Source organism: Bradyrhizobium sp. 18BD, assembly GCF_054185225.1.
Genome location: NZ_JAVAYL010000018.1, coordinates 91,260 through 112,681 on the forward strand (window position 1 = coordinate 91,260; position 21,422 = coordinate 112,681).

General features: G+C 64.4%; 22 protein-coding genes. 9 read left to right on the plus strand and 13 right to left on the minus strand.

What is annotated here, in order from left to right; translation table 11 throughout:
• Window positions 1-24: 24 nt before the first annotated feature.
• Complete coding sequence (locus RAD16_RS28835; RefSeq protein WP_458161210.1) at window positions 25-369, minus strand: hypothetical protein; 345 nt, start codon at window positions 367-369, stop codon at window positions 25-27.
• Between RAD16_RS28835 and RAD16_RS28840 the strand changes: the two genes are divergently transcribed.
• Window positions 368-1,375, plus strand: coding sequence for an RluA family pseudouridine synthase (locus tag RAD16_RS28840; protein ID WP_458161211.1), 1,008 nt, complete (start codon window positions 368-370; stop codon window positions 1,373-1,375). The genes RAD16_RS28835 and RAD16_RS28840 overlap by 2 nt on opposite strands.
• A gap of 217 nt (window positions 1,376-1,592) precedes the next feature.
• Window positions 1,593-2,492, plus strand: a complete 900-nt coding sequence (gene rpoH, locus RAD16_RS28845) for an RNA polymerase sigma factor RpoH (protein WP_458161212.1) — start codon at window positions 1,593-1,595, stop codon at window positions 2,490-2,492.
• Between the two features lie 236 nt (window positions 2,493-2,728).
• Here rpoH and RAD16_RS28850 read toward each other — a convergent pair whose 3' ends face one another.
• The gene (locus tag RAD16_RS28850) at window positions 2,729-2,980 is read right to left on the minus strand and encodes a hypothetical protein (RefSeq protein WP_458161213.1); all 252 of its coding nucleotides are present in this window, start codon (window positions 2,978-2,980) and stop codon (window positions 2,729-2,731) included.
• A gap of 465 nt (window positions 2,981-3,445) precedes the next feature.
• Here RAD16_RS28850 and RAD16_RS28855 point away from each other — a divergent pair, with 465 nt between their 5' ends.
• Window positions 3,446-3,838: a hypothetical protein gene (locus RAD16_RS28855; RefSeq protein ID WP_458161214.1), complete on the plus strand. Its 393-nt coding sequence runs from the start codon at window positions 3,446-3,448 to the stop codon at window positions 3,836-3,838.
• Between the two features lie 59 nt (window positions 3,839-3,897).
• Here RAD16_RS28855 and RAD16_RS28860 read toward each other — a convergent pair whose 3' ends face one another.
• From RAD16_RS28860 to RAD16_RS28875, 4 genes are all read right to left on the minus strand, one after another.
• Window positions 3,898-4,521, minus strand: a complete 624-nt coding sequence (locus RAD16_RS28860; protein ID WP_458161215.1) for a peptidoglycan recognition protein family protein — start codon at window positions 4,519-4,521, stop codon at window positions 3,898-3,900.
• 86 nt (window positions 4,522-4,607) lie between these two features.
• Window positions 4,608-5,834, minus strand: coding sequence for a GGDEF domain-containing protein (locus RAD16_RS28865; RefSeq protein ID WP_458161216.1), 1,227 nt, complete (start codon window positions 5,832-5,834; stop codon window positions 4,608-4,610).
• 652 nt (window positions 5,835-6,486) lie between these two features.
• Complete coding sequence (locus tag RAD16_RS28870) at window positions 6,487-7,098, minus strand: LysE family translocator (protein WP_458161217.1); 612 nt, start codon at window positions 7,096-7,098, stop codon at window positions 6,487-6,489.
• Window positions 7,099-7,154: 56 nt separating this feature from the next.
• The gene (locus RAD16_RS28875; protein ID WP_458161218.1) at window positions 7,155-7,529 is read right to left on the minus strand and encodes a response regulator; all 375 of its coding nucleotides are present in this window, start codon (window positions 7,527-7,529) and stop codon (window positions 7,155-7,157) included.
• Window positions 7,530-7,659: 130 nt separating this feature from the next.
• On the opposite strand from RAD16_RS28875, the gene RAD16_RS28880 reads away from it, so the two are divergent.
• A complete protein-coding gene (locus RAD16_RS28880) occupies window positions 7,660-8,496 on the plus strand; it encodes an SDR family NAD(P)-dependent oxidoreductase (protein ID WP_458161219.1) in 837 nt (278 codons plus the stop codon).
• A 125-nt stretch (window positions 8,497-8,621) separates the two neighbouring features.
• Here RAD16_RS28880 and RAD16_RS28885 read toward each other — a convergent pair whose 3' ends face one another.
• Complete coding sequence (locus RAD16_RS28885) at window positions 8,622-9,428, minus strand: lytic murein transglycosylase (protein ID WP_458161221.1); 807 nt, start codon at window positions 9,426-9,428, stop codon at window positions 8,622-8,624.
• A gap of 157 nt (window positions 9,429-9,585) precedes the next feature.
• Between RAD16_RS28885 and RAD16_RS28890 the strand changes: the two genes are divergently transcribed.
• From RAD16_RS28890 to RAD16_RS28900, 3 genes are all read left to right on the plus strand, one after another.
• A complete protein-coding gene (locus RAD16_RS28890) occupies window positions 9,586-10,515 on the plus strand; it encodes an OmpA family protein (RefSeq protein ID WP_458161222.1) in 930 nt (309 codons plus the stop codon).
• Between the two features lie 194 nt (window positions 10,516-10,709).
• Entirely contained in the window at window positions 10,710-11,036 is a 327-nt protein-coding gene (locus RAD16_RS28895; RefSeq protein WP_458161223.1) for a hypothetical protein, read from the plus strand.
• A gap of 518 nt (window positions 11,037-11,554) precedes the next feature.
• Complete coding sequence (locus RAD16_RS28900) at window positions 11,555-11,791, plus strand: hypothetical protein (protein ID WP_166818340.1); 237 nt, start codon at window positions 11,555-11,557, stop codon at window positions 11,789-11,791.
• Window positions 11,792-11,886: 95 nt separating this feature from the next.
• Here the strand turns inward: RAD16_RS28900 and RAD16_RS28905 are convergent, their stop codons facing one another.
• The 3 genes from RAD16_RS28905 to dnaG all read right to left on the minus strand — a co-directional run bounded on the left by RAD16_RS28905 (window position 11,887) and on the right by dnaG (window position 17,006).
• On the minus strand, window positions 11,887-12,267 hold the full coding sequence (locus RAD16_RS28905) for a thiol-disulfide oxidoreductase DCC family protein (RefSeq protein ID WP_458161225.1): 381 nt from the start codon (window positions 12,265-12,267) through the stop codon (window positions 11,887-11,889).
• 193 nt (window positions 12,268-12,460) lie between these two features.
• Window positions 12,461-14,617, minus strand: a complete 2,157-nt coding sequence (gene rpoD, locus RAD16_RS28910; RefSeq protein ID WP_458161227.1) for an RNA polymerase sigma factor RpoD — start codon at window positions 14,615-14,617, stop codon at window positions 12,461-12,463.
• A gap of 376 nt (window positions 14,618-14,993) precedes the next feature.
• The gene (dnaG, locus tag RAD16_RS28915; protein ID WP_458161229.1) at window positions 14,994-17,006 is read right to left on the minus strand and encodes a DNA primase; all 2,013 of its coding nucleotides are present in this window, start codon (window positions 17,004-17,006) and stop codon (window positions 14,994-14,996) included.
• A gap of 326 nt (window positions 17,007-17,332) precedes the next feature.
• Here dnaG and RAD16_RS28920 point away from each other — a divergent pair, with 326 nt between their 5' ends.
• Entirely contained in the window at window positions 17,333-17,896 is a 564-nt protein-coding gene (locus tag RAD16_RS28920) for a chlorite dismutase family protein (RefSeq protein ID WP_458161231.1), read from the plus strand.
• A gap of 177 nt (window positions 17,897-18,073) precedes the next feature.
• On the opposite strand, the gene RAD16_RS28925 is transcribed toward RAD16_RS28920, so the two are convergent.
• Window positions 18,074-18,472 (minus strand): gamma-glutamylcyclotransferase family protein, encoded by a 399-nt coding sequence (locus RAD16_RS28925; protein ID WP_458161233.1) that lies wholly within the window; start codon window positions 18,470-18,472, stop codon window positions 18,074-18,076.
• A 45-nt stretch (window positions 18,473-18,517) separates the two neighbouring features.
• Window positions 18,518-19,429: a transglutaminase family protein gene (locus RAD16_RS28930; RefSeq protein WP_458161234.1), complete on the minus strand. Its 912-nt coding sequence runs from the start codon at window positions 19,427-19,429 to the stop codon at window positions 18,518-18,520.
• Window positions 19,430-19,520: 91 nt separating this feature from the next.
• On the opposite strand from RAD16_RS28930, the gene RAD16_RS28935 reads away from it, so the two are divergent.
• Window positions 19,521-20,324 (plus strand): N-formylglutamate amidohydrolase, encoded by an 804-nt coding sequence (locus RAD16_RS28935; RefSeq protein ID WP_458161235.1) that lies wholly within the window; start codon window positions 19,521-19,523, stop codon window positions 20,322-20,324.
• 52 nt (window positions 20,325-20,376) lie between these two features.
• Here the strand turns inward: RAD16_RS28935 and RAD16_RS28940 are convergent, their stop codons facing one another.
• Complete coding sequence (locus tag RAD16_RS28940) at window positions 20,377-21,360, minus strand: DUF3592 domain-containing protein (RefSeq protein WP_458161236.1); 984 nt, start codon at window positions 21,358-21,360, stop codon at window positions 20,377-20,379.
• Between the last annotated feature and the right edge of the window lie 62 nt (window positions 21,361-21,422).

Consider the following 21,422-nt stretch of genomic DNA (forward strand, 5'->3'; position numbering starts at 1 on the left):
CGCCGCAAGGACCGATCGGCCGTTTTACGGCTCATTGGCAAATTTCAGCTTTCCGGCTGGCTTCAGGGTGTGGGCGTCGAAGGTGCGGATTTCGGTAACCCCGCCGATGTCGAGCGTGACCACGAGGCGGTCGCCGGCGACCCCGGACGCGACGATCCTGGCGCCCTTCGGCAGGGTGGCGGTGACGTCGCCCACGGCTTCCACCGCCCTTCCCTCCGACTTGAAAAGGCGGTAGCCCACCGCGATCAGGACGGCGCAGACGGCCAGCGCCGTCGTCAACCCCGCGATCAGCATCATCCGCCGCACCCGCGCGAACAGCGCGGCCTGCTCGGGGCTCGGTTCGGGAACAGCGGTATCAGACGTCGTCATGGAAAGCTTTGGCTCTGCGCAGAGGTTGGAAGTCGTGGTCGAGGGCGACGAGGGTTCGGCCCGGCTCGACCGCGTGCTGGCGGCGCGCCTGCCAGACCTGTCGCGATCAAGGCTGAAAGCCCTGATTTTGGCGGGCGCCGTGAGCCTGAAGGCCACCGAGGTCCGCGACCCCGCTTATCACGTCGCATCCGGCGATACGATCACAATCGACGTGCCGGAAGCGGCCCCGCCGGAGCCCAAGGGCGAGGATATCGCCCTCGATATCGTGTTCGAGGACGACGACATCATCGTCATCAACAAGCCCAAGGGCCTGGTCGTCCACCCCGCCGCCGGGCACGAGACCGGGACGCTGGTTAACGCGCTGATCGCCCATTGCGGCACCTCCCTGTCGGGCATCGGCGGGGTGCGCCGGCCCGGCATCGTGCACCGGCTCGACAAGGATACGACCGGGCTGATGGTGGTCGCCAAGAACGACCTCGCCCACGCCTCGCTGTCGGCGCAGTTCGCCGACCACGGCCGCACCGGCGCGATGCGGCGCGGCTACATGGCCTTCGCCTGGGGGGTGCCGAACCGCCATCGCGGCACCGTCGATGCGCCGATCGATCGCCATCCACATGCCCGCGAGAAGATGGCGGTGCGCCAGGGCGGCCGCGAGGCGGTGACGCATTGGGAGATCCTGGAGAGTTTTGCGGGGCGCGACGGCAAGCCGATCGCTGCCCTGCTCGCCTGCGAGCTCGAGACCGGACGCACCCATCAGATCCGCGTCCACCTCGCCCATATCGGCCATCCCCTGATGGGCGATGCGGTCTATGGCCCCCATTTCAAGACCAAGGCCAACCAGCTCGGCTCCGAGTCGCAGGCCTCCCTGGCAGCGCTTGGACGGCAAGCCCTGCATGCTTATTTGCTGGTATTGGAGCACCCGAGGACCGGAGAACTTCTCCACTGGGAAGCGCCTCTGCCGGAGGATTTGCTTCTCCTGGAAGGCTCCCTCAAAGCGGCGCTATGACGCAGGCCATTTTGGAAAAGCTTGACATTACAAAAAGTTATAGCTGCCACACGGGGACGTGACGTCAGCAATCCTTCCCTTTTTGCCCCCCGTTGGGGTATATTGCGCCTGCGTTGGAAATGACCAACGGAACATCGCAGCCCGGCCGGCTTTGACAAAGCGGTCGTCTGCCTGGCCCGCCGCTATCGGGGGCCTGAACCTTTGGAGGGGCTTCACAATGGCCCGTACCGCTGCTTTGCCGGTCCTCAATGGAGAATCCGGCTTATCCCGTTACCTTGGCGAAATCCGCAAATTCCCGATGCTGGAACCCCAGCAGGAATACATGCTCGCCAAGCGTTGGCGCGAACACGATGATCGCGACGCTGCACACCAACTCGTCACCAGCCATCTCCGGCTCGTGGCCAAGATCGCCATGGGCTATCGCGGCTACGGCTTGCCGATCTCCGAGGTCGTCTCGGAAGGCAATGTCGGCCTGATGCAGGCGGTGAAGCGTTTCGAACCCGAGAAGGGGTTCCGTCTCGCCACCTACGCGATGTGGTGGATCAAGGCGTCGATTCAAGAGTACATCCTGCGTTCCTGGTCGCTCGTGAAGATGGGCACCACCGCGAACCAGAAGAAGCTGTTCTTCAACCTGCGCAAGGCGAAGAGCAAGATCAACGCGCTGGACGAAGGCGATCTCCGCCCCGACCAGGTGAAGATCATTGCCAAGCGCCTCGGCGTCACCGATCAGGACGTGATCGACATGAACCGCCGCCTCGGTGGCGACGCGTCGCTCAACGCTCCGATCCGCGACGACGGCGAAGCCGGCGAATGGCAGGACTGGCTGGTCGACAACACGCCCAACCAGGAAGCCCTGATGGCGGAGCACGAGGAGTATGATCACCGCCGCGACGCGCTGAATGGTGCGATGGGCGTGCTCAACCCGCGCGAACGCCGCATCTTCGAGGCCCGTCGCCTCGCCGATGAGCCGATGACGCTGGAAGATCTTGCCGCCGAGTTCGGCGTGTCGCGCGAGCGCGTCCGCCAGATCGAGGTCCGCGCCTTCGAGAAGGTGCAGTCCGCGGTCAAGGGCACGATCGCAAGGCAGGAACAGGCCGCGCTGGAAGCCGCGCATTAAGCGCAGGGTTTTAGCGCCAGGAATTGGCGGATCGAAAAAGACGAAAAGCCGGCGGCAGCGCCGGCTTTTTTGTTGGGGTCTTCACCTCGCCCCACTTGCGGGGAGAGGTCGAATTCGATCGCAGATCGAATTCGGGTGAGGGGCACGCTCCGCGAGTTTCTCTGTCACCTCCCTTGCGGAGACTCCCCTCACCCCGACCCTCTCCCCGCAAGCGGGGGCGAGGGGGAAGAAGCCGCTCAATAAAACGCGCGAAAATGATCCGCGAGCGATTCCGGCTCGACCTGGTCTTCCAGTTGCGCCGGGGTCTCGTCGAGCAGCGCGCTCGCCTGCGTCTTGTAGTCGGCGGAGACGACATCGGGCTGATCATTGCCGCGGCTGAGCATGCCGCGATAGGCCTCGTATGCGGCCTGCGTGCCGATGAAGATGCAGGCGCAATGCAGCAGCTCGGCATAGAGATAGCGAACGTTGCCGCCGTTCCCGTGCATCACGAAGCGATGCGGCGGCAGCGCGCGCAGCGCCTTCTGGTCCGCGATGGTGTTTCCGGACTACTTCTTCAAACGCGTGCTGGCCGCAGACGGGCCGCCGGCATTGCCGCCTCGGCCGGGATTGATGCGGCGGTTCTTCGGGTGGATGTCGGAGGCGGTCTAACTCTGCTTCGCCTCTCCCCTCGCAAGAGAAGGGAAGTGCGCGCGTGCATGATCATTCCGGCTCAATCGTGCTTGTCGCGGGACGTCGGCTGGTGTAAGTGCTGCGGCCCCGGCGCAAGCCCGCGCCGTTCTGCTCACGCTCTCAAGGGAGGCGGCATGAAGTTGAGATCGACACGTTCCGACCGCCGCCGCCCACCGGGGACCGGCGACCGGTCATGAGCTGAACGCCGCTTCGCGGCTGTTCCTGCATTTCATCCCATCTGGTTACGAGGGGCGTGACGCAACACGGCGTCGCGCCGTGTCGTCATGTATTTGCGGTTCGTTACACCGCTCATCCACCCGCACAGCCGGGTGGAGAGCGGCTTCTTTCGTGCGTCCTGGTACATCCAGCGGAACAACTGTCCCGACTGGCTTCGGCGGGAGCTGGAGGACCAGTTCGACTGGTTCGCAAGGCATCTGCCGTTTCCGGGGCGCATCGCGCGGCACTTCAAGCGGCGCGACTCGATCTGGGGCATTTGCTGGTTCGATCCACGAGCCCGCGAAGCGGTCAGCCGCGCGCGTTACTGCGCCTGGCTGCTTGAGGAAGGTGGCCTGCCGGTGCGCACGATCGTGACCTCGCACCAGCGCGAGGTGATCTGGCGCGATGCGCACCAGATCGTCACAAAGCCTTCGGCCGACCTGCCCAAGGCCTTCCCTTGAACGGGGAAGGCTCGCTAAAGCGCGATGAGATCTCGATGGATCGTCATCGCGCTTTAGCTCTACTCTCCCCAGGTCCGCGCCAGCGTCGCGAGCCAGCAGCCTTCGCAATAGCGGGCGTCCTTGTAGTCGATCCAGTTATGCGCATAGACGTGGTCGAGCGGAATGTCGTAGCGCGCACGCAGCACCTTCACGAGGACCTTCCACGCCGCGACCTGCGCCTCGGTGGGACCTGCAGTGACGTCGGGATAATTGCCCGCGAACTCGACGCCGATTGAGTTGTCGCGCACGACCTGGCGATAGGTCGCCTTGTTGTCGATGTACTTGTTGTCGTTGCGGTTGGCGCCGTCGCCATGGGTTGGCACCAGGTTTTCGGCGACCGCCCAATAGATCGTGCCGTCGGTCTCGACCCACACCGTGACGCCGCGGCGCGTCGGGTTCTTCGATTGCTCCGCCGCGCCGCCGCGGGCCGAGCCTGTCGGCCCCTCGGTCTGGTGCACGATGATGTTGCGCCAGGGATGGGCGTTCTGGACGTCGCCCCACGGCGCGAGCCAGACGATCTTCAGGCCGGGAATGTCGGGCGTGCCGGGGCGGCGCGCGAGCTTTGCGATCTCGGCGTCGGTTGCGGCGGCGGGGGAGATCAGAAGGGCGGCGAAAAGTGCCGCGAGCAGGCGAGAGATCATCATGCGGGTCCAGAAGCGGAGCCCAAGCCTACAGCATGATCCGGAAAAGTGCGCGGCGGTTTTCCAGACGGATCAAACAACAAGGCCTTTCAAGCAACAGGGTCTTGCGCGAATGTGCGCGCGGCTTCGCCAAACCCACCCGGCTCCGGCAACAGCGGCGGCGCCGGATCGTAGACGGCAAAATCGTTCTTGCCGTTCTTCTTGGCGGCATAGAGGGCGTGGTCGGCATGCGCGATCAGGCGGTCCGGGAATTGGCCGATGCCGCGGTCCCACTCCGCAACGCCGATCGAGATCGCGATCGGGATGTCCTTGGCAGTGCAGCTTGCGGCGTCCTGGCGGCAGACCTCGAGCACGCGGCGGGCGATCGCGGCCGCCTCGCGCAGGGAGGAGGACGGCAGCACGACGCAGAACTCGTCGCCGCCGGTGCGGGCGAGCATGTCGCCGGGCCGAAGCCGCGTCTGCGCCATCAGGGTGAAGTGCCGCAGGCAGGCATCGCCCGCGGCATGGCCATGGGTGTCGTTGATGGACTTGAAGCCGTCGAGATCGATCACCAGCAGCGAGAACGGCTCGCCGCTGCGCTCTGAACGGGCGCATTCCTCCGACAGGCGCTGCAACAGATGCCGACGGTTGGCGACGCCGGTGAGATCGTCGAGCAGCGCGAGGTCGGCAACTTCGCCCCGCAGGCGATCCATCGCCATCAGCAGGAAGCCGAAATTGAGCGTCATCGACAGGAACAGCAGCCCCAGCACCATGACGGCGTGGGTCTGGCCACCGGCCCTTGCCGAGAAATCATAGCCGAGCAGATTGCCCATCGCGCGGATCAGGAAGATCACGATGATGCTCAGGATCACGATGCCGGACAGCTTGGCGCCGGGACTGGCGCGGCCTTCCGGCGGCCACAGCAGCAGGCGCAGCGCCAGCACCAGCGGCAAGGCCTGGCCGATCGTGTAGCTGAGCATGCGCAATTGCACATGCTCGAAACCGATCATGAAGACCACGACGCCGGCGAAGCTCAGACCACCCGTTACGGTCATGACGCGCCAGGACACGGGCCGATCGTAGAAGCGCTGGATGCCCATGGCGGCAAGGCAGCTCGCTGCGATGACGCCGGCAGCGCCGGACAGGAGCGGCAAAGGAGAGGAGACGAACAGGCGCGCCAGCGCCGTCATCGCGCCGGCGGCTCCGACGAAGGATGATGCCATCCAGAACCGCGCGGCCGCGAATTTCGGATAGGAGCGCGTCACGTAGGCCCAGATCAGGCCGAGCGCCAGGAAGTTGACGACGAACACCGTCCAGAGTGTCGGTACGTTCAGCATGGCGCCGGCAGCACGCGCAGCGTCCCGCCCCCCATCTGTGGCAGCCGTTCGTCCATCACCCGTCCCCGTTTTCTTGCGGGAAACAATGCGCGGGTTGCACTTAACGGAGTCTCACTGCGATCCGTCAAAGCGCGCCCTTGGTTTTGGATTCATGAACGCGGCGCGCGCATTGTCGGATCGTTAGGCATGTCGTGGACGGCGCTTCGATGCGGATTCGCGGGCATAAATCACCCAAAAACGCATCTGAGCTGTGGATAACACGATGACACGGATGTGACAGCACGGGGCAGAAACCTGCGAATCTGCTGAGCTTGTGATCGAGGATGTTGCGAGGCTGGCCCTCCGCCGAGCATCCCTCGTGTCGCGTTTAACCATGAACCCTTGAGAGGATACTATGGCTAAGAAAGCGAAGAAGGCGAAGAAGGCGACGAAGAAAAAGGCCAAGAAGGCCGCCAAGAAGAAGTAACGCAGCATGTTCTTTTGCCCGGGTGGAGTCTCCCTCCGCCCGGGCGTCAGACAAGGTTGGTTTGAAGGTGGCGGGCGCGAGGCCCGCTTTTTTATTGCATCTTCGATGCAATCCGACCTCTCCCCGCAAGCGGGGGAGAGGTAAAGAAAGAAGGGCGCGTGTTAGAGGCGCGGATGCTCGAGCGTCCTACCGTTCCGCAAACGCCAGCTTGGCACCGAGCGCGGCAAAGCCCGCCGCAAAGCTGCGACGCAGCCAGGCCATGACGCGGGGCCGTGAGATGACGCGCTCGCGGACCGAGGCGGCGCAAAGGCCGTAGACGACGAACACGGCAAAGGTCATCGCCATGAAGGCGCCGCTCAATTCCAGCATCCGCGCCAGCACATGGGCCTCATCCACCGCAATGAACTGCGGCAGGAAGGCGAGGAAGAAGATCGACAGTTTCGGATTGAGGATGTTGATCAGGAAGCCGGTGGCGATGACGCGGCCGCTCGACCGCTCCTTGATCTCGCCCTCGACCGCCAGCGCCCCGGTCTCGCGCAGCGCCTGCCAGGACATGTAGAGCAGATAGAGCACGCCGCCCCATTTCAGCGCGGCGAAGGCGAGCGCGCTGGTGTGGAGCACAGCGGCAAGGCCCAGCATCGCCGCGACCATATGCGGCACGATCCCGAGCGTGCAGCCGAATGCCGCCGCGACACTGGCGCGCGAGCCACGGGTAAGTGCGGCGGCCAGGGTGTAGAGAACGCCGGTGCCGGGCGAGGCGACGACGATCAGCGAGGTGAGCAGGAAGGACCAGGACATGGGCCGACCCTATCACCCCGCCGCGCGGCGAGAAAGCGAACCGTCGCAATCAGCCGTCAGGACAATTGCGCTATCTCCGCCTCGCGCAGTACGTCCAGCGGCGCCCACGGCTTGGCCCAGAATTTCGCGCCATCGGGCAGCGGCTGCTTCAACGGGCGGCCTGAGGTCACGACGACGTCGAGCTTCGGATTGCGGTCCTTGGCGACATAGGCCAGCTCGACCCCGTTCATGCGGCCTGCGAGCTGCACGTCCGTCAGCATCAGACATAGCGCGCCGGCGTTCTTCTCCAGCACGCGTTCGGCAGCTTCCGCACTCTCACACTGGATGACCCGGTAGCCGCTCTCTTCCAGCAGCAGACAGAGCATCTCCCGCTGCATGGCGTCGTCTTCAACGATGAGTGCAGTCGAGCGAAATGGTTTTGATTGGCCCATCGGTGGCTCCCAATATTGCCTGCCGCCGTTCAAGTAACGTAGGTTAAAGTCGGAACCCGGCTCCAGTTCGGTTCCGTTCCGAAAAAAAAGCAAATCCTCGTTCCCTTTCCGGGACCTGACGGGAGGCATCATGACGGTGATTCGCGGCGCCGCCGCCATCACGGGAGCGGCGAGCGGCATTGGCCGCGCCCTTGCCATTGAGCTCGCCCGGCGCGGTTGCGACCTCGCGCTCGCCGATCGCGACGAGGCTGGGCTGAAGGCGCTGGCCGACGAGATCGGCAAGCAGCGCAAGGTGACCGTTCACCGCGTCGACGTCAGCGAGGCCGGCGACATTGCACAGTTCGCGCGTGATGCGACCGCCGCGCATCCACAGCTCGGCATCGTCATCAACAATGCCGGCGTGGCGCTGCTCGGCACGTTCGAGGAAAGCGACCAGGCGCAGATGGACTGGCTGTTCGACATCAATTTCTGGGGCGTGGTGCACGGCACGCGCGCCTTCCTGCCGCATCTGAAGACGCAGGCCGAGGCGCATATCGTCAACGTCTCGTCGATCTTCGGCATAATCGCGCCGCCGGGACAATCGGCCTATGCGGCGGCCAAATTCGCGGTACGCGGTTTTTCCGAGAGCGTGCGGCATGAGCTTGCGGTTGCGGGCAGTCCCGTCAGACTGTCGGTGGTGCATCCCGGCGGCATCGCCACCGCCATCGCGCGCAATTCGCGCACCGGGGTCGGCGTCACCGACAACGCACGGCGCTCGCAAATGATCGAGCGGTTCGACACCGCGGCGAAGACGACACCGAAGGACGCCGCGCTGCGCATCATCAAGGGCATCGAACGGAACGAGCCGCGCATCCTGATCGGCAACGACGCAAGATTCATGGACCTCTTGCAGCGCTTCCGCCCGGGCACCTATTGGGCGCCGCTGCAGCGCAAGCTGGAGAGGATGGCGAAGGGCGCGGGGAAGTAGTCAGGGACGCGACAGCGTCCCCACGTCGTCATTGCGAGGAGCGTAGCGACGAAGCAATCCAGACTGTCTCCGCTGAAGGATTCTGGATTGCTTCGCTGCGCTCGCTATGACGGTTGGAGCTCGCCTCACTGCCCTGCCAGCCGGTCCGCGAAATACCCGATCGTCTTGCGATACACCACCGCCCTGTTCCACTCCCGCATCGCCTCGAAATTGGCGGTGCCTTCGCCGTAAGGCTGACCCATCTTGAAGCCGTTGGTGTGGAGCAGGTTGGCGGTGGACGCGAGCACGTCGGGGACGCTGTGGCGGAGGTCGACATGGCCGTCGCCGTCGAAATCGACGCCGTATTTGACGTAGGACGACGGCAGGAACTGGGTCTGGCCGATCTCGCCGGCATAGGCGCCGATGAGGTCGCGCAGCGGCAGGTCGCCGCGCTGCACGATCTTGAGCGCGGCGAGCAGCTCGCCCTGGAACAGGTCAGTGCGGCGGCAGTCATGCGCGAGCGTTGCCAGCGTGCGGATCACCGGCAACTTGCCGATGTCGCCCTTGCCGAAATCGCTCTCCAGCCCCCAGATCGCGACCAGGATATAGCGCGGCACGCCGAACTGCTGCTCGATGCGCGAGAGCAAGGCGGCGTGCCGCTGCAGCAGCGCCCTGCCGCCATTGATTCGGCCCGGGCCGACGCGGGTCGAGACATACTGCTCAAAGCTCTTGTTGAAGGTGTAGCGCTGGCGCCGGTCGAAGGCGAGCACGGCACCGTCCTGGGTGATGCCGCTGAAGGCCGCGCTGGTCACGCTTCCCGAGACGCCGGCGGCCTGCGCTTCCGACGTCATGCTGGCGACGAAGCTGTTGAAATCGCCGCCGCAGCGCGCGGCCTCAGCCGACCCGCCGGCCCAACAGACGATGAAGGCGGCGGCGAGAAGCGGTCTCAGCATGTGGGACAATCCTTTGGGGCGATGCGTGGAAATCAGCAGGTAATCATGCCCGGGAACCGGATTCGCGTCAAAGCGGCAAAACCTCGCCAGAACCGATCTCATCTTGGGCGCGACTAAAGGGCAGCGCTCACCCTGTCCCCAACCGATCGAGATGACCATGCCGATTCCGCACCGGATGCTTGTTGTGCTCGCTTTGCTCTCGCTCCCGACCGCCGCCGCCGCGCAGACGCGCGATGCCGCAGGCGGACGCGACTATCCCGGCATCGGCCGCTTCGCTGGCAGCGTCATCACCGGCTATGTCGTGAAGGATTTTGACGCGGCGCGGATGCAGGCGGCGGCCTTCAAGGACGGCCAGCCGACCGACGCGCGGCGGCTCGAGGGCCGGATCTTCCGCATCGCCTACCGCACCAATCCCGGCCCCTCGATTCTCGAAGTCTCCCGCAATTTCGAGACGCAGCTTGCGAAAGCCGGTTTCGAGACGCTGCTCGCCTGCGACACCGACGCCTGCGGCGCCATTCCGTTCACGGAGGCCATCGACACGCTGCCGGTGCCGCAGATGTGGGTCGACGGCTTCAACTACCGCTATGTCGCCGGCCGCAAGACCGAGGGCGGCCGCGAGACGTTTGCCAGCGTCATCGTCAGCCAGAACAACCAGGAGATCTACGCGCAGGTGACCGTCGCCGAGTTAGGGGCGATCGCGAACAAGATGGTCGATGCCGCGGCGATGGCCAAAGGCCTCGGCGAGACCGGCCACATCGCGCTCTACGGCATCTATTTCGACACCGACAAGGCCGTGCTGAAACCCGAGAGCCGCCCGACGCTGGAGCAAATCGCAAAGCTCTTGACCAGCGAGCCGCAGCTCAACGTCTTCATCGTCGGCCACACCGATAGCCAGGGCGCCTATGAATACAATCTCGACCTCTCGAAGCCCCGCGCGGAGGCGGTGGCGGCCGAGCTGGTGAAGAGTTTTCGGATTGCGCAGCCAAGGCTGCGCACCGCCGGCGTAGGGTTGCTGGCGCCGGTCGGCTCGAATGCAACGGACGCCGGCCGTGCGCTGAACCGGCGGGTCGAGCTGGTGGCGCCGTAACTCTCTCTCGTCATTCCGGGGCGCAACGAAGTCGCGAGCCCGGAATCCATTAAGCGGCAGAGTCGGTGGCGAAATGGATTCCGGGCTCGCCCTGCGGGCGCCCCGGAATGACGGATGAGAGAGATCGCGCTACAATGTCGATGCTTGCGCCGCGCTGTCAGTCGATGCGTTGAGCCAGCATTGAGGCCATCGTCATGCCGACCCGCCCCTCCCTCCTCCGCATTCCCCTGTTCCGCCTGCTCGCCATCAACCTCGCGATCGGCGCCTGCGCTGCGGTTCTGCTCGTCGGCGGCCTGCTCTGGCTCAATCCCGGGCATCTACGCGAGCTGATCTTCGCCGACCGCTCGCCCGGCATTCCGCTTCTCGTCCTGCTCGTCTCTTTCCTCATCACGTTCGGGTCTGCCGCGATGGGCAGTGCGATCATGGCGCAGGGGCGTAAGGACGATGAGGACAAGCACGACGGCGGGCACGGATCGCGACTCGCAATACAGGAACTGGCACAGCGACCCCGCACGCGTTGAGATGTGCAGTGCAAGGTGGAACTCGTCCCGCGTGCAATGCATAGGCGCCATACAAGCATCTGGAAAAGATGCAGCTCTGCGCGCTTTGATACGCTACGCGCGACTCTCGCTGCATCGCGAGAGTCAATAACGTGAATAAAGTGTTTTGATTGTCCAACTATCTGCGCTCGAAATGCGCGACAGCGGCGCGCGTGACCGACGCATATCTGATGCGCACACTGCGACATCGACGCCTCCACGATTTGCCTTGCCATCACATGGCGATGGTACTAGCCTTCTATTTTAGGTTGTTGCCCTGCCAGCCCCGGGCGACGCTGAAGGCCAAAAATAAACGGCGGGCTTTGCGGCCCGCCGTTTATTGAGGGTCCACATCGGACCTGAAGCGCCGGGCGCTCCATCCTGAAAACTCCCCTCTGACATGATATCGTCGATCGGTTGCGCAGCCGATTCCGCTTCTATTGGCGTGCGCAACGCGCGAAGTCATTTGACTGCGACGCCCTGATCGACGACAAGCCGCCATGGCCAAAAAACCCGGAACCAATCCCAAAGGCGAATTCGCCTTCTTCAACGTCGTCTATGAAGACGATTCCCAGCGCTCCAACCGCCGCGTCCCCGCCGAGCTGCTCGGCGGCCTCGACGGCGACGAACCCGCGCGCGGCTTCATCATGGAGCAGGACCGCGAGATCGCCGAAAAATCCGGCCGCCCGCCGCTCGAGATCAAGCGGATCGAGCGGGTGGGAGTGAAGAAGAAATAGGCCGACATTTTGTTTGAGCATGATCTCGTCGGAAAACCGCTTCACACTTTACGCTAGCGCGGCCCTTCGGGTCCGGATCATGCTCTAGCAGGCGCTCACCAGCGCCCGCACCACTTATTCCAGGCAAACAGCAGATCGGCAAACCGGTCGTAGAAGAACCGCGTGAACGGCAGCGTCAGGCGATTGCCGAACAGCGCCGCAAGCCACCCCTCCCCCGGCGTTATCCGCCAGAGCGCAATCGCGACATCCGCACCGACGATGAGCCGGCCGGCCTCATCGGTCGCATGCAGGCGCCGCCTGATGTCGTCGAGCGACGCACCGAAATGCACCAGCGCATCAGGCTGCTCGTTGATGTCCTTAAACTCGACATTGCCCGCCCGCACCAGCGCAAGCAGCTTGTTGCGCTGCCAGTCGATGCCGGCGTCGCAGACTGGGCAGCGGGTGTTGTACCAGACGGTGAGATGGGAGTCGGGCATAGCTTGACAGGGTTGAAAACCAAGTGGAACGAGCCACGAAGGCGGAACGAGCAAACAACGGCAGCGACTACTTTGCGGTTGACTATCGCCCCGAAGAAATCCCGGCGCCAGCACAAAGAAAAACGGCGGGCTTTCGGCCCGCCGTTTTCGTTTGGATGGATGCCCAGGCCACGCCCGAGCATAGCGATCCGAATTAGTTGTCCAAAAAGCTCCGCAGCTTCCTCGACCGGGACGGATGCTTCAGCTTGCGCAGCGCCTTCGCTTCGATCTGACGAATACGTTCGCGCGTCACCGAGAACTGCTGGCCGACTTCTTCCAGCGTGTGGTCGGTGTTCATGCCGATGCCGAAGCGCATGCGCAGAACGCGCTCTTCGCGTGGGGTGAGCGAAGCCAGCACGCGCGTGGTGGTCTCGCGCAGGTTGGACTGGATCGCGGCGTCGATCGGGAGGATCGCGTTCTTGTCCTCGATGAAATCGCCGAGATGTGAATCCTCTTCGTCACCGACCGGCGTTTCGAGCGAGAGCGGCTCCTTGGCGATCTTGAGGACTTTCCGCACTTTCTCCAGCGGCATGCCGAGCTTTTCGGCCAATTCCTCAGGAGTGGGCTCGCGGCCGATCTCGTTGAGCATCTGGCGGCTCGTGCGCACGATCTTGTTGATCGTCTCGATCATGTGCACGGGGATGCGGATGGTGCGGGCCTGGTCCGCAATGCTGCGGGTGATCGCCTGCCGGATCCACCACGTCGCGTAGGTCGAGAACTTGTAGCCGCGGCGATACTCGAACTTATCGACCGCCTTCATCAGGCCGATGTTGCCTTCCTGGATGAGGTCGAGGAACTGCAGGCCGCGGTTGGTGTACTTCTTCGCAATCGAGATCACGAGACGGAGGTTGGCTTCCACCATCTCCTTCTTGGCCTGACGGGCTTCGCGCTCGCCCTTCTGCACGGAGTGCACGATCTTGCGGAATTCGATGATCTCGAGACCGGTCAGCGCCGCGAGCTGATGCACCTCGTGACGGAGGTCCTTGATGCGGTCCTTCTCGTGGTGGACGAAGTTCTTCCAGCCCTTGGCCGACAGTTTCGAGACACGGTTGAGCCAGCGCGGATCGAGCTCCGAGCCGGTGTAGTTGCGCAGGAAGTCCTCGCGCGCGACGCCATGGCTGTCGGCAAGACGCATCAGCCTGCCCTCATGCGAGACGAGGCGCTTGTTGATGTCGTAGAGCTGCTCGACGAGTGAGTCGATACGCGCCTGGTTCAGGCGCAGCGACTTCACCTCGACGATGATCTCGTCCTTGAGCTTGCGGTACTTGCGCTCCTGGTGCGGCGACAGCGAGGGACCATGCGAGGTGCTCTCGAGCTGGTTCTGGATGTCCTGCTCCTGAAGCTTGCGCAGCTTCTTGTAGCTCTCGGCGATCTTGTCGAAGATCTCGACGACCTTCGGCTTGAGCTCGGCCTCGATCGCCGCGAGCGACATCTGGTTCTCGAACTCGTCGTCCTCGTCCATGTCGGCTTCGGCCGCGGCCTCGCCCGGATCCTTCTCCTCGCCGCCCTGGCCGCCGGGGGCGGGCTGCGCGGCGCGGAACGGGGTCGGCGCCGGCGGCGCTGCGGGCGGCGCGACATGCGCGGGCGCACCGGTCGCGGCGGCCTGGCCGCCTTCGGCCGAGGCTTCGCCGCTCTCACCGTTGGGACCGGCGATCATCGCGGTGTTCATGCCGCCCTTGGCGTCGGGGCCGGCATAGGTCGCTTCGAGATCGATGATGTCGCGAAGGAAGATCTTGCCTTCGTTGAGCTCGTCGCGCCAGATGATGATGGCCTGGAAGGTCAGCGGGCTTTCGCAGAGGCCCGCGATCATCGCCTCGCGGCCGGCCTCGATGCGCTTGGCAATCGCGATTTCGCCTTCGCGGGACAGCAGCTCGACCGTGCCCATCTCGCGCAGATACATGCGCACGGGATCGTCGGTGCGTTCGCCCGGCTCGCTCTTCTTGACCTCGGTGACGGCCTTTTGCGTAACTTCGACGAGCTCGTTGTCGGTCTCGTCCTCGCCACCCTCGTCCTTGTCTTCCTCGCCTTCGCTATCGTCGGCTTCGGTGACGTTGATGCCCATGTCCGAGAGCATGGACATGATGTCCTCGATCTGCTCGGGGGAGGTTTGGTCCGACGGCAAGACTTCGTTGAGCTGATCGAAGGTCACGAAGCCGCGCTTCTTGGCCTGCTTGATCATCTTCTTCACTGCCGCGTCGGACAGATCGAGCAAGGGAGACGGCGCGTCCTGGGAGTCCTTCTCCGGCGCGTCCGCTGCCTTGTCGTCTTTTTCCTTGTCCTTCGCCTGCAGCGTCTTTGCCTTGGTGGCCATCCATTGCTCCTAAACGCGCTTCATGCGAGGCGATCGCCGCGCCCGCGTGAATTCACTTGAACCTGTTGCTCGACGCTCTCGCTTCGGCAGCTCTCGACACGGAAAGGGCGGCGCACATCTCTCTCGCCACCCCCCATCTTTCTCTCGCCGGAATTGCCTAACGCTTCGTGAGCCTCTTTGTCGCGGCGGATGCAGGTGTAGTGCCAACAGCGATTGCGCGGATTCATTCCTGACGCGTCTGTTCTGCCTGCGGCCGCCTCTGGGCCAAAGTGCTACAAGACCGTTAAGCCTCGATTAACCCTGTTTTTGCCGCCAAACCTTGGATTTGGCGAGTCTTTTAGCGGTACCTAGCCCGGCCGTCCGCATGATTCTTTCATCACACGCTCTTCTGGAACCGGCCCGACAGTTCGCCAAAACCCTCGATCAGGGCCTCGGTACCGTCGACTTCGCCTATCCGAGCCTTGACGTCACGCAGCCATGCCAAATTGGCCTCGCTGGGGTCCTCCCCCAAGGCCAGCTCGGCGTCCTTCAACTCCCTAAGTAGTGAATGCCATTGCCGATGCAAGGCGACGAGCTGATGCCAGGTGGCAAGAACGTCATCCCGTGCCGCGCCCTCCCGGGCCCCCCACACCGCCGCGGTGGTGATGGCGCTCTCAACCCTTTGAAGTAACGTCGTAAATCCGCCTTTCTCGAGGTCGGCGCGCATCTTCTCGGCCTGCTCCTCGGGGTCCGGAGAATGATGATGATCGTTAGCGAAAGCTGCGATGATCCCGGCCCGGAGCTTGTGGACGTCGGAGTGGACGAATTCCAGGCTCGCCGCTTCCTCGAGATGATCGTGCAGCAGCCAGGGATGGTTGATCAGGATCTGCAGGATCAGGGCCTCCCGGCGGGAGATGGCGCTGCGCTGGCCCTTCATGATCGGGCTGGCCGCGAGCTGGGGGCTCGCCGCCTGGTAGGGGCCGGAGGGCAGCAGGGCCGGACCGGGCGGGCCACGGCGGCCTCCGCCAAATCCCTGGCCGCCGAATCGATTCGCGCCGCCCCCGCCGCGCGGCTGGAACGGCCGGCCGCCGCCACCGGGGCGGAAATTGCCCCGGCCGGCAAAGCCGCCGCGGCCCCCCTCGGGCGCAAAGGTGCGCTGCAGCCGCTCGACGAAATCGTCGCGATAATAGCGTCGCACCACCTCGTCACGGATACCGTTGCAGAGCTCCTTGATGCGCGCTTCCAGCGCGGCGCGGCGCTCCGGGGTGGCAAAATTGCCGCCTTCGAGCTCGCGCGACCAGATCATGTCGGCGAGCGGACGGGCAGCATTGATCACCTCCTCGATCGCGCCGCGCCCGCCCGAGCGCACGAGATCGTCGGGGTCCTGCCCTTCCGGCAGCAGCGCAATGCGCAGGCTTTTGCCCGGCGCGAGGAACGGCAAGGCGAGGTCCGCAGCACGATAGGCCGCCTTCTGTCCGGCGCGGTCGCCGTCGAAGCAGAGGATCGGCTCGTCCGCCATCTTCCAGAGCAGCGCAAGCTGGCTCTCGGTGAGTGCGGTGCCGAGCGGCGCGACGGCGCCCGGAAAACCGGCCGTGACCATGGCGATGACGTCGACATAGCCTTCGACCACGATCAGCGCGCCGCCGTCATACGTGGCTTTGCGCGCGGTCTGGTGATTGTAGAGATTGTCGCCCTTATGGAAGAGCGGCGTCTCCGGCGAGTTCAGGTATTTTGCGGGAACGTCCTTCTCCAGCGCGCGCCCGCCGAAGGCGATGACGCGGCCGCGTAAGTCAGTGATCGGAAACATCACGCGATCGCGGAAGCGGTCGTAAGGCACCGGGATGTCGTCGCCGCCAATCAACAGCCCGGTTTCGACCATGTCCTCGACGGAGACGCCGAGCTTGCCGAGATGCTCCTTCAGCGCAAAACGATCGGGCGAGGCGTAGCCGAGGCGGAACTGCAATTGCGTCGCCGGCGAGATGGCGCGGTCGGCGAGATAGCCGCGCGCTTTCGCACCAACGCGCGAGGCCAAGGTCTCCGCAAAATACTTGGCGGCGAGATCCATCACGTCATGCAGCGAGCGCCGCCGCTGCTCCTCGCGCGCCGCGTGGGGCGTCACCGCCGGCAGCGGCAGGCCCGCCATGTTGGCGAGCCGCTCGACAGCCTCCGCGAACGGCAGGCCGTCGGTCTCCATCACGAAGGTGATGATGTCGCCGTGCTTGCCGGAGGAGAAGTCGTGGTAGAAGCCCTTCTGGTCGTTGACGTAGAAGGACGGCGTCTTCTCCTGCTGGAACGGCGACAGCCCCTTCCACTCCCGCCCGGCCTTCTTCAGCTTGACGCGTTTGCCCACGACTTCGGAAACCGAAAGCCGGGCACGCAGCTCGTCGAGGAATTGGGGCGTGAAGCGCATGGAATCTGTGTAGCGCGAACCGGGGTGAGTCGGGCGAAGGATCAGGCATATAGGTGCGGCCCGGCTAAAGGCTAGGTTTGGGCGGGTTATCCGGGTTATTCGACCTATTCACAGGGAGTTTTCCCGGGCTACCCGTTCCGTCACCCTGAGGCGCTCGCCCCTTCGGCGAGCCTCGAAGGGCGACGGCCCGGCTGCATCCGGGCCGATTCATCCTTCGAGGCTCCCACCGCTTTGCGGTGTGAGCGCCTCAGGATGACGGAACGGGTAACCCGAAATGGCCGGACATAGCCACTTGAACCCCGCCCGGTTCCGCGCTTCCATGGGCCATGTTCAGGACCTTTCGGGGCGGCCACACCGGGGGCTGGCGTGTAACCTCGATTTCATCAGTCACGGGTGAGCCCCTGCCCTTCATGCCGGCGTTGTCGGTGACCGACAGCGAGGCCGTCTCATTGCCGCTGGTGCCCTCGCGCAATGCATGGCGGCTGGCCGGCGTACCCAGCAGCCTGCGCTACACCGAGCGCGCCGAAAAGGAGCAGCTCGTCGCGGTGCAGGCCGAGCTCGGCCGGCCCGAGGCGACGAGCGCCGCGCTGATCCCGATCCGCAAGTCGCAGGCGTGGTGGGACCTGACCCAGGAAGAACGGCGCGAGATTTTTGAAGACAAGTCGCATCACATTGCGAGCACCTTGCGCTTTCTGCCTGCGATCGCGCGCCAGCTCTATCACTCCCGCGACCTCGGCGGGCCCTTCGACTTCCTGACCTGGTTCGAATTCGCGCCCCCAGACGCCGAGCTGTTCGAGGAGCTGGTCGCGATGCTCAGGCAGACCGAGGAATGGACCTATGTCGAGCACGAGGTCGACGTGCGCGTGGTGAAGGAAGTGCTGTCGGCTTAGAGCCGAGATGACGGTGCGCTCCCTCGCCCCGTTCTTACGGGGAGAGGGTTGGGGTGAGGGGCCTCTCTCCACGAGTGAGATCTCCCGATAGACCTGTACCCCCTCACCCGGATTGCATCTAGCGATGCAATCCGACCTCTCCCCGCAAGCGGGGAGAGGTGAGAAAGGCAACCGCTGTCAGTGCTCCAGAAACCGCCCCGACTCGATGCGGGGCAGATCAGTGACGGGCCAATTGTAGACGTAGGTCCAGGCCTTCTCCGTGGCGCCGTCAGGCAGCGTCACGTCGATCAGCTCGCGCAGATATTCGGTCGGCTCCGGAAAGCCCTCGCCGCAGGCCTCGTACATGTCGAGCTCGCGCAAGAGCTCGTCGGGCACGCGCAGATGGAAGAGCTCGCCGTGCACGAGGTCGGACGCAGCATCCGACAGCAGCAATCCCGGATAATGCTTCACCAGCACGAGCCGGCCGCGGCAGGTGGCTTCACCGAGAAAATCCGCGTGGCCCGCGAGCAGCCGCGCCATCGGATGGTCGAAGCCGCGCATCAGGGTGCCGTAGACGAAGAGACGATCGGAGGTCATGGCCCTGTATAGCCGTCAATCAGCGGCGTGCAAATCGCGGCGGATTTACAGGGCCTCCGTCTCCAGCTCCTCGCTGCTGCGCTCCTCGTCCGAGACCACGTTGATGTTCACTTCCATCTCGTCAAAGGCCTCTTCGGAGCCGATATAGACCCCATGCAGCGGGATCGCCTGGCGCGGATCGCGGGCGACCGCGACGCGGATCAGGTCGCGCGTGCCGACGATGCCATTGGTCGGATCGAACTCGATCCAGCCCGCGCTCGGCAGATAGACCTGCACCCAGGCGTGCGTCGAGCCGCCGCCGACATGGCGCTGCGCGATGTCTTCGGGTACGAAGACGTAGCCGGAGACGAAACGCGCGGCGATGCCGAGCTGGCGCAGCGCCTCGATCATGAACAGCGCATAGTCCCGGCAAGTCCCCGTGCCCGACTGCAAGGTGTCGAGCGGATGCTTGGTGCCCGGCTCATGCCGCTTGCGATATTTGAACTGCTTGCGGATGGCGTGCGTCATGCCGCTCAGGATCTTGAAGGTCGGCGTCGGCGCGTCCTCGTCGAGGAAGCCGCGCGCCCATTCCGACAGCTCGCCGTCGGGATCGGCATATTGCGGCGTGCTGTATTGCATGAGGTCCGGAAATTCCTCGTCGTCATAGACGAATGGATAGAAATAGGCCGCATCGTCGGCCGTCAGCGCGAACTCCTCGACCGGATTGTGCTCGACGGTGACGTGCCAGTCGAAGGTCAGATGGTCCGCGCGCTCGTCGAAGTTGGCGATCGCGACCGAATTGCCGAACACGTCATGGATCCAGCGCAGCGACATCGGCTCCGGCGAGATTTTCAGCCTGGAATCGAGCACGCGCAGATCGTGCCCGTCCCGCGGACGCAGCATGATGCGGTGTTCGCCGAACGCCACAGGCCTGTTGTAGCGATATTCGGTCTTGTGGTGAATCGTCAGGAGCGGCATCGTCGAGCAATCATGGTGATCTTGGGCGGGCCAATCTATACCGATTCCCGCCCATTTTTCGGGGCGACTGCTTTTTCCATAGGCAATCAGGATGGCTTTAGACACAGCGGAGGCGGCCGATCAACTGCTCGGCGAGGGGGACATTCCGCCAGTGCATGAGGTGAATGCAGGGGGCACATCGCCCTTGCTGCTCACCTCGGATCATTACGGACGGGTGCTGCCGCGCGCGCTCGGCGACCTCGGCCTGCCCGAGAGCGAGCTTGTCAGGCATATCGCCTGGGACATCGGCATCGCCGGCGTCGCAGAGCGCCTCGCCAAGATGCTGGACGCCCATCTGATCGCGCAACGCTATTCGCGGCTCGTGATCGACTGCAACCGCCCGCCGGCTGCGGTGAGCTCGATCCCCGTGATCTCCGAAGCCACAGTGATCCCCGGCAATGAGGCAATCTCGGAGGGCGAGCGCGAGGCAAGGCGCCGCGAGATCTTCGCGCCCTATCACCATCGGATCGATGCCGCGATCGGCCGACGCCTGCACGAGGCGCGGCCGACGGTGCTGGTATCGCTGCACAGCTTCACGCCGGTTTATGCCGGCGTCGCACGGCCCTGGCACATCGGCGCGCTCTACAATCGCGACACCGTGCTGCCGCACCTGCTGCTGAAACATCTGCGCAACGAGAGCGACCTCGTCGTCGGCGACAACGAGCCCTATGCGGTGAGCGACCTCACCGACTACACCATCCCCGTGCACGGCGAAGCCCGCGGCCTCGTCAACACCGGCATCGAGATCCGCCAGGATTTGATCGCGGATCAGTCCGGCCAGCAGCAATGGGCCGAACGGCTCGCAAGGATTTTTGTGGAGATCGAGGTGGCGTTGAAGGCGGAGCTGTTGGTGTAGGCAGCCAAGTCGACGGTGCGCTCCTTCTCCCCGCAAGGGGGCGAGGTGAAGATCAGCCGCCCCGCGTCGCCACGAACAGCGCCAGCGCGGCAAAGATCGCTGCAATGCCCCACAGCACATAGGCAAAACGGCCGTCGCCGCGGGCATCGAGCGTGGCCTCGGCCGGGTTGGCGGGATTGACGCGGACGTCGACGGTCGTGCCGTCCTGGTAGCGCGACATCAGTTTGCGCAGCATCTCGTCGGACGCCGACGGCGTTTCCGCCGCGACGCGCGCGCATTCATTGGTGTAGCTGATGTTCTGATAGAGGTAGGTGTAGGTCACGCGCTTGCCGAACATCTCGATGCCGCGGCGCTCGCCCGGTTCGCTGGCCTCGTGATATTCCTCGATGCCCGACAGCTTGATCGTGCCCGGCACCACCGGCCAGCGCGTCGCCATCGATGCCTGCCGCTGCACGGCCCACGCCATCAGCGCGATGACGAGACCAAACGCACCGAAGCCGACGACGAGGCCCGCAAGATCGGGACGTCCGATGTGATGCGCGAGATATTGGTAGCTCTGGTTGAGGCCGAAGGCCGAGCCGAAGATGATGGCGATCACGATCGCCGAGCCGATGCCGAGACAGCCCCACAGGCCCTTGGGCAGGGCGCGCTCCAGCACGGCCTGATCGGGATGCCGCGGATTGTAGTAGACGGTGACGATGCTGCCGGCCGGGTATTTCGCCAGCTTCTCGGCGACCTGGAAATTGCCGAGGTCCTCGCCGATCGAGATGCGGTTGCAGCGCAGCTTGCGGCCGCCGACCGAATATTCGTAGGTGACGTTGGCGAAGTTGCGGCTCTCGGTGCGATAGCCGTCCTCGCGCTCGTCGTCGGACATCCTGACCTCGCGCACCTCCGCGACCGCAGTGACGACCTTGCCGGCTGCCTGCGGCCAGCTCCGCGCCTCGCGCACCTGCCAGGTCTTCACGATTGCGGCAATCAGGATCAGCGCGAGCGGCGCAAGCAGCATCGCGTAGACCAGCGGCGGCAAATTCGGCACGGCAATAATCCTTCGTCAACGGCAATGCTTCCTTGGACGCACCGCGGTAGACGAAGGTTCAA

Bases quoted from the DNA above. Each gene is read 5' to 3' on its own strand.
- RAD16_RS28840 (WP_458161211.1), top strand. From the start codon at position 368: ATGGAAAGCTTTGGCTCTGCGCAGAGGTTGGAAGTCGTGGTCGAGGGC.
- RAD16_RS28835 (WP_458161210.1), bottom strand. From the start codon at position 369: ATGACGACGTCTGATACCGCTGTTCCCGAACCGAGCCCCGAGCAGGCC.
- rpoH (WP_458161212.1), top strand. From the start codon at position 1,593: ATGGCCCGTACCGCTGCTTTGCCGGTCCTCAATGGAGAATCCGGCTTA.
- RAD16_RS28855 (WP_458161214.1), top strand. From the start codon at position 3,446: ATGTATTTGCGGTTCGTTACACCGCTCATCCACCCGCACAGCCGGGTG.
- RAD16_RS28860 (WP_458161215.1), bottom strand. From the start codon at position 4,521: ATGATGATCTCTCGCCTGCTCGCGGCACTTTTCGCCGCCCTTCTGATC.
- RAD16_RS28865 (WP_458161216.1), bottom strand. From the start codon at position 5,834: ATGCTGAACGTACCGACACTCTGGACGGTGTTCGTCGTCAACTTCCTG.
- RAD16_RS28870 (WP_458161217.1), bottom strand. From the start codon at position 7,098: ATGTCCTGGTCCTTCCTGCTCACCTCGCTGATCGTCGTCGCCTCGCCC.
- RAD16_RS28875 (WP_458161218.1), bottom strand. From the start codon at position 7,529: ATGGGCCAATCAAAACCATTTCGCTCGACTGCACTCATCGTTGAAGAC.
- RAD16_RS28880 (WP_458161219.1), top strand. From the start codon at position 7,660: ATGACGGTGATTCGCGGCGCCGCCGCCATCACGGGAGCGGCGAGCGGC.
- RAD16_RS28885 (WP_458161221.1), bottom strand. From the start codon at position 9,428: ATGCTGAGACCGCTTCTCGCCGCCGCCTTCATCGTCTGTTGGGCCGGC.
- RAD16_RS28890 (WP_458161222.1), top strand. From the start codon at position 9,586: ATGCCGATTCCGCACCGGATGCTTGTTGTGCTCGCTTTGCTCTCGCTC.
- RAD16_RS28895 (WP_458161223.1), top strand. From the start codon at position 10,710: ATGCCGACCCGCCCCTCCCTCCTCCGCATTCCCCTGTTCCGCCTGCTC.
- RAD16_RS28900 (WP_166818340.1), top strand. From the start codon at position 11,555: ATGGCCAAAAAACCCGGAACCAATCCCAAAGGCGAATTCGCCTTCTTC.
- RAD16_RS28905 (WP_458161225.1), bottom strand. From the start codon at position 12,267: ATGCCCGACTCCCATCTCACCGTCTGGTACAACACCCGCTGCCCAGTC.
- rpoD (WP_458161227.1), bottom strand. From the start codon at position 14,617: ATGGCCACCAAGGCAAAGACGCTGCAGGCGAAGGACAAGGAAAAAGAC.
- dnaG (WP_458161229.1), bottom strand. From the start codon at position 17,006: ATGCGCTTCACGCCCCAATTCCTCGACGAGCTGCGTGCCCGGCTTTCG.
- RAD16_RS28920 (WP_458161231.1), top strand. From the start codon at position 17,333: ATGTTCAGGACCTTTCGGGGCGGCCACACCGGGGGCTGGCGTGTAACC.
- RAD16_RS28925 (WP_458161233.1), bottom strand. From the start codon at position 18,472: ATGACCTCCGATCGTCTCTTCGTCTACGGCACCCTGATGCGCGGCTTC.
- RAD16_RS28930 (WP_458161234.1), bottom strand. From the start codon at position 19,429: ATGCCGCTCCTGACGATTCACCACAAGACCGAATATCGCTACAACAGG.
- RAD16_RS28935 (WP_458161235.1), top strand. From the start codon at position 19,521: ATGGCTTTAGACACAGCGGAGGCGGCCGATCAACTGCTCGGCGAGGGG.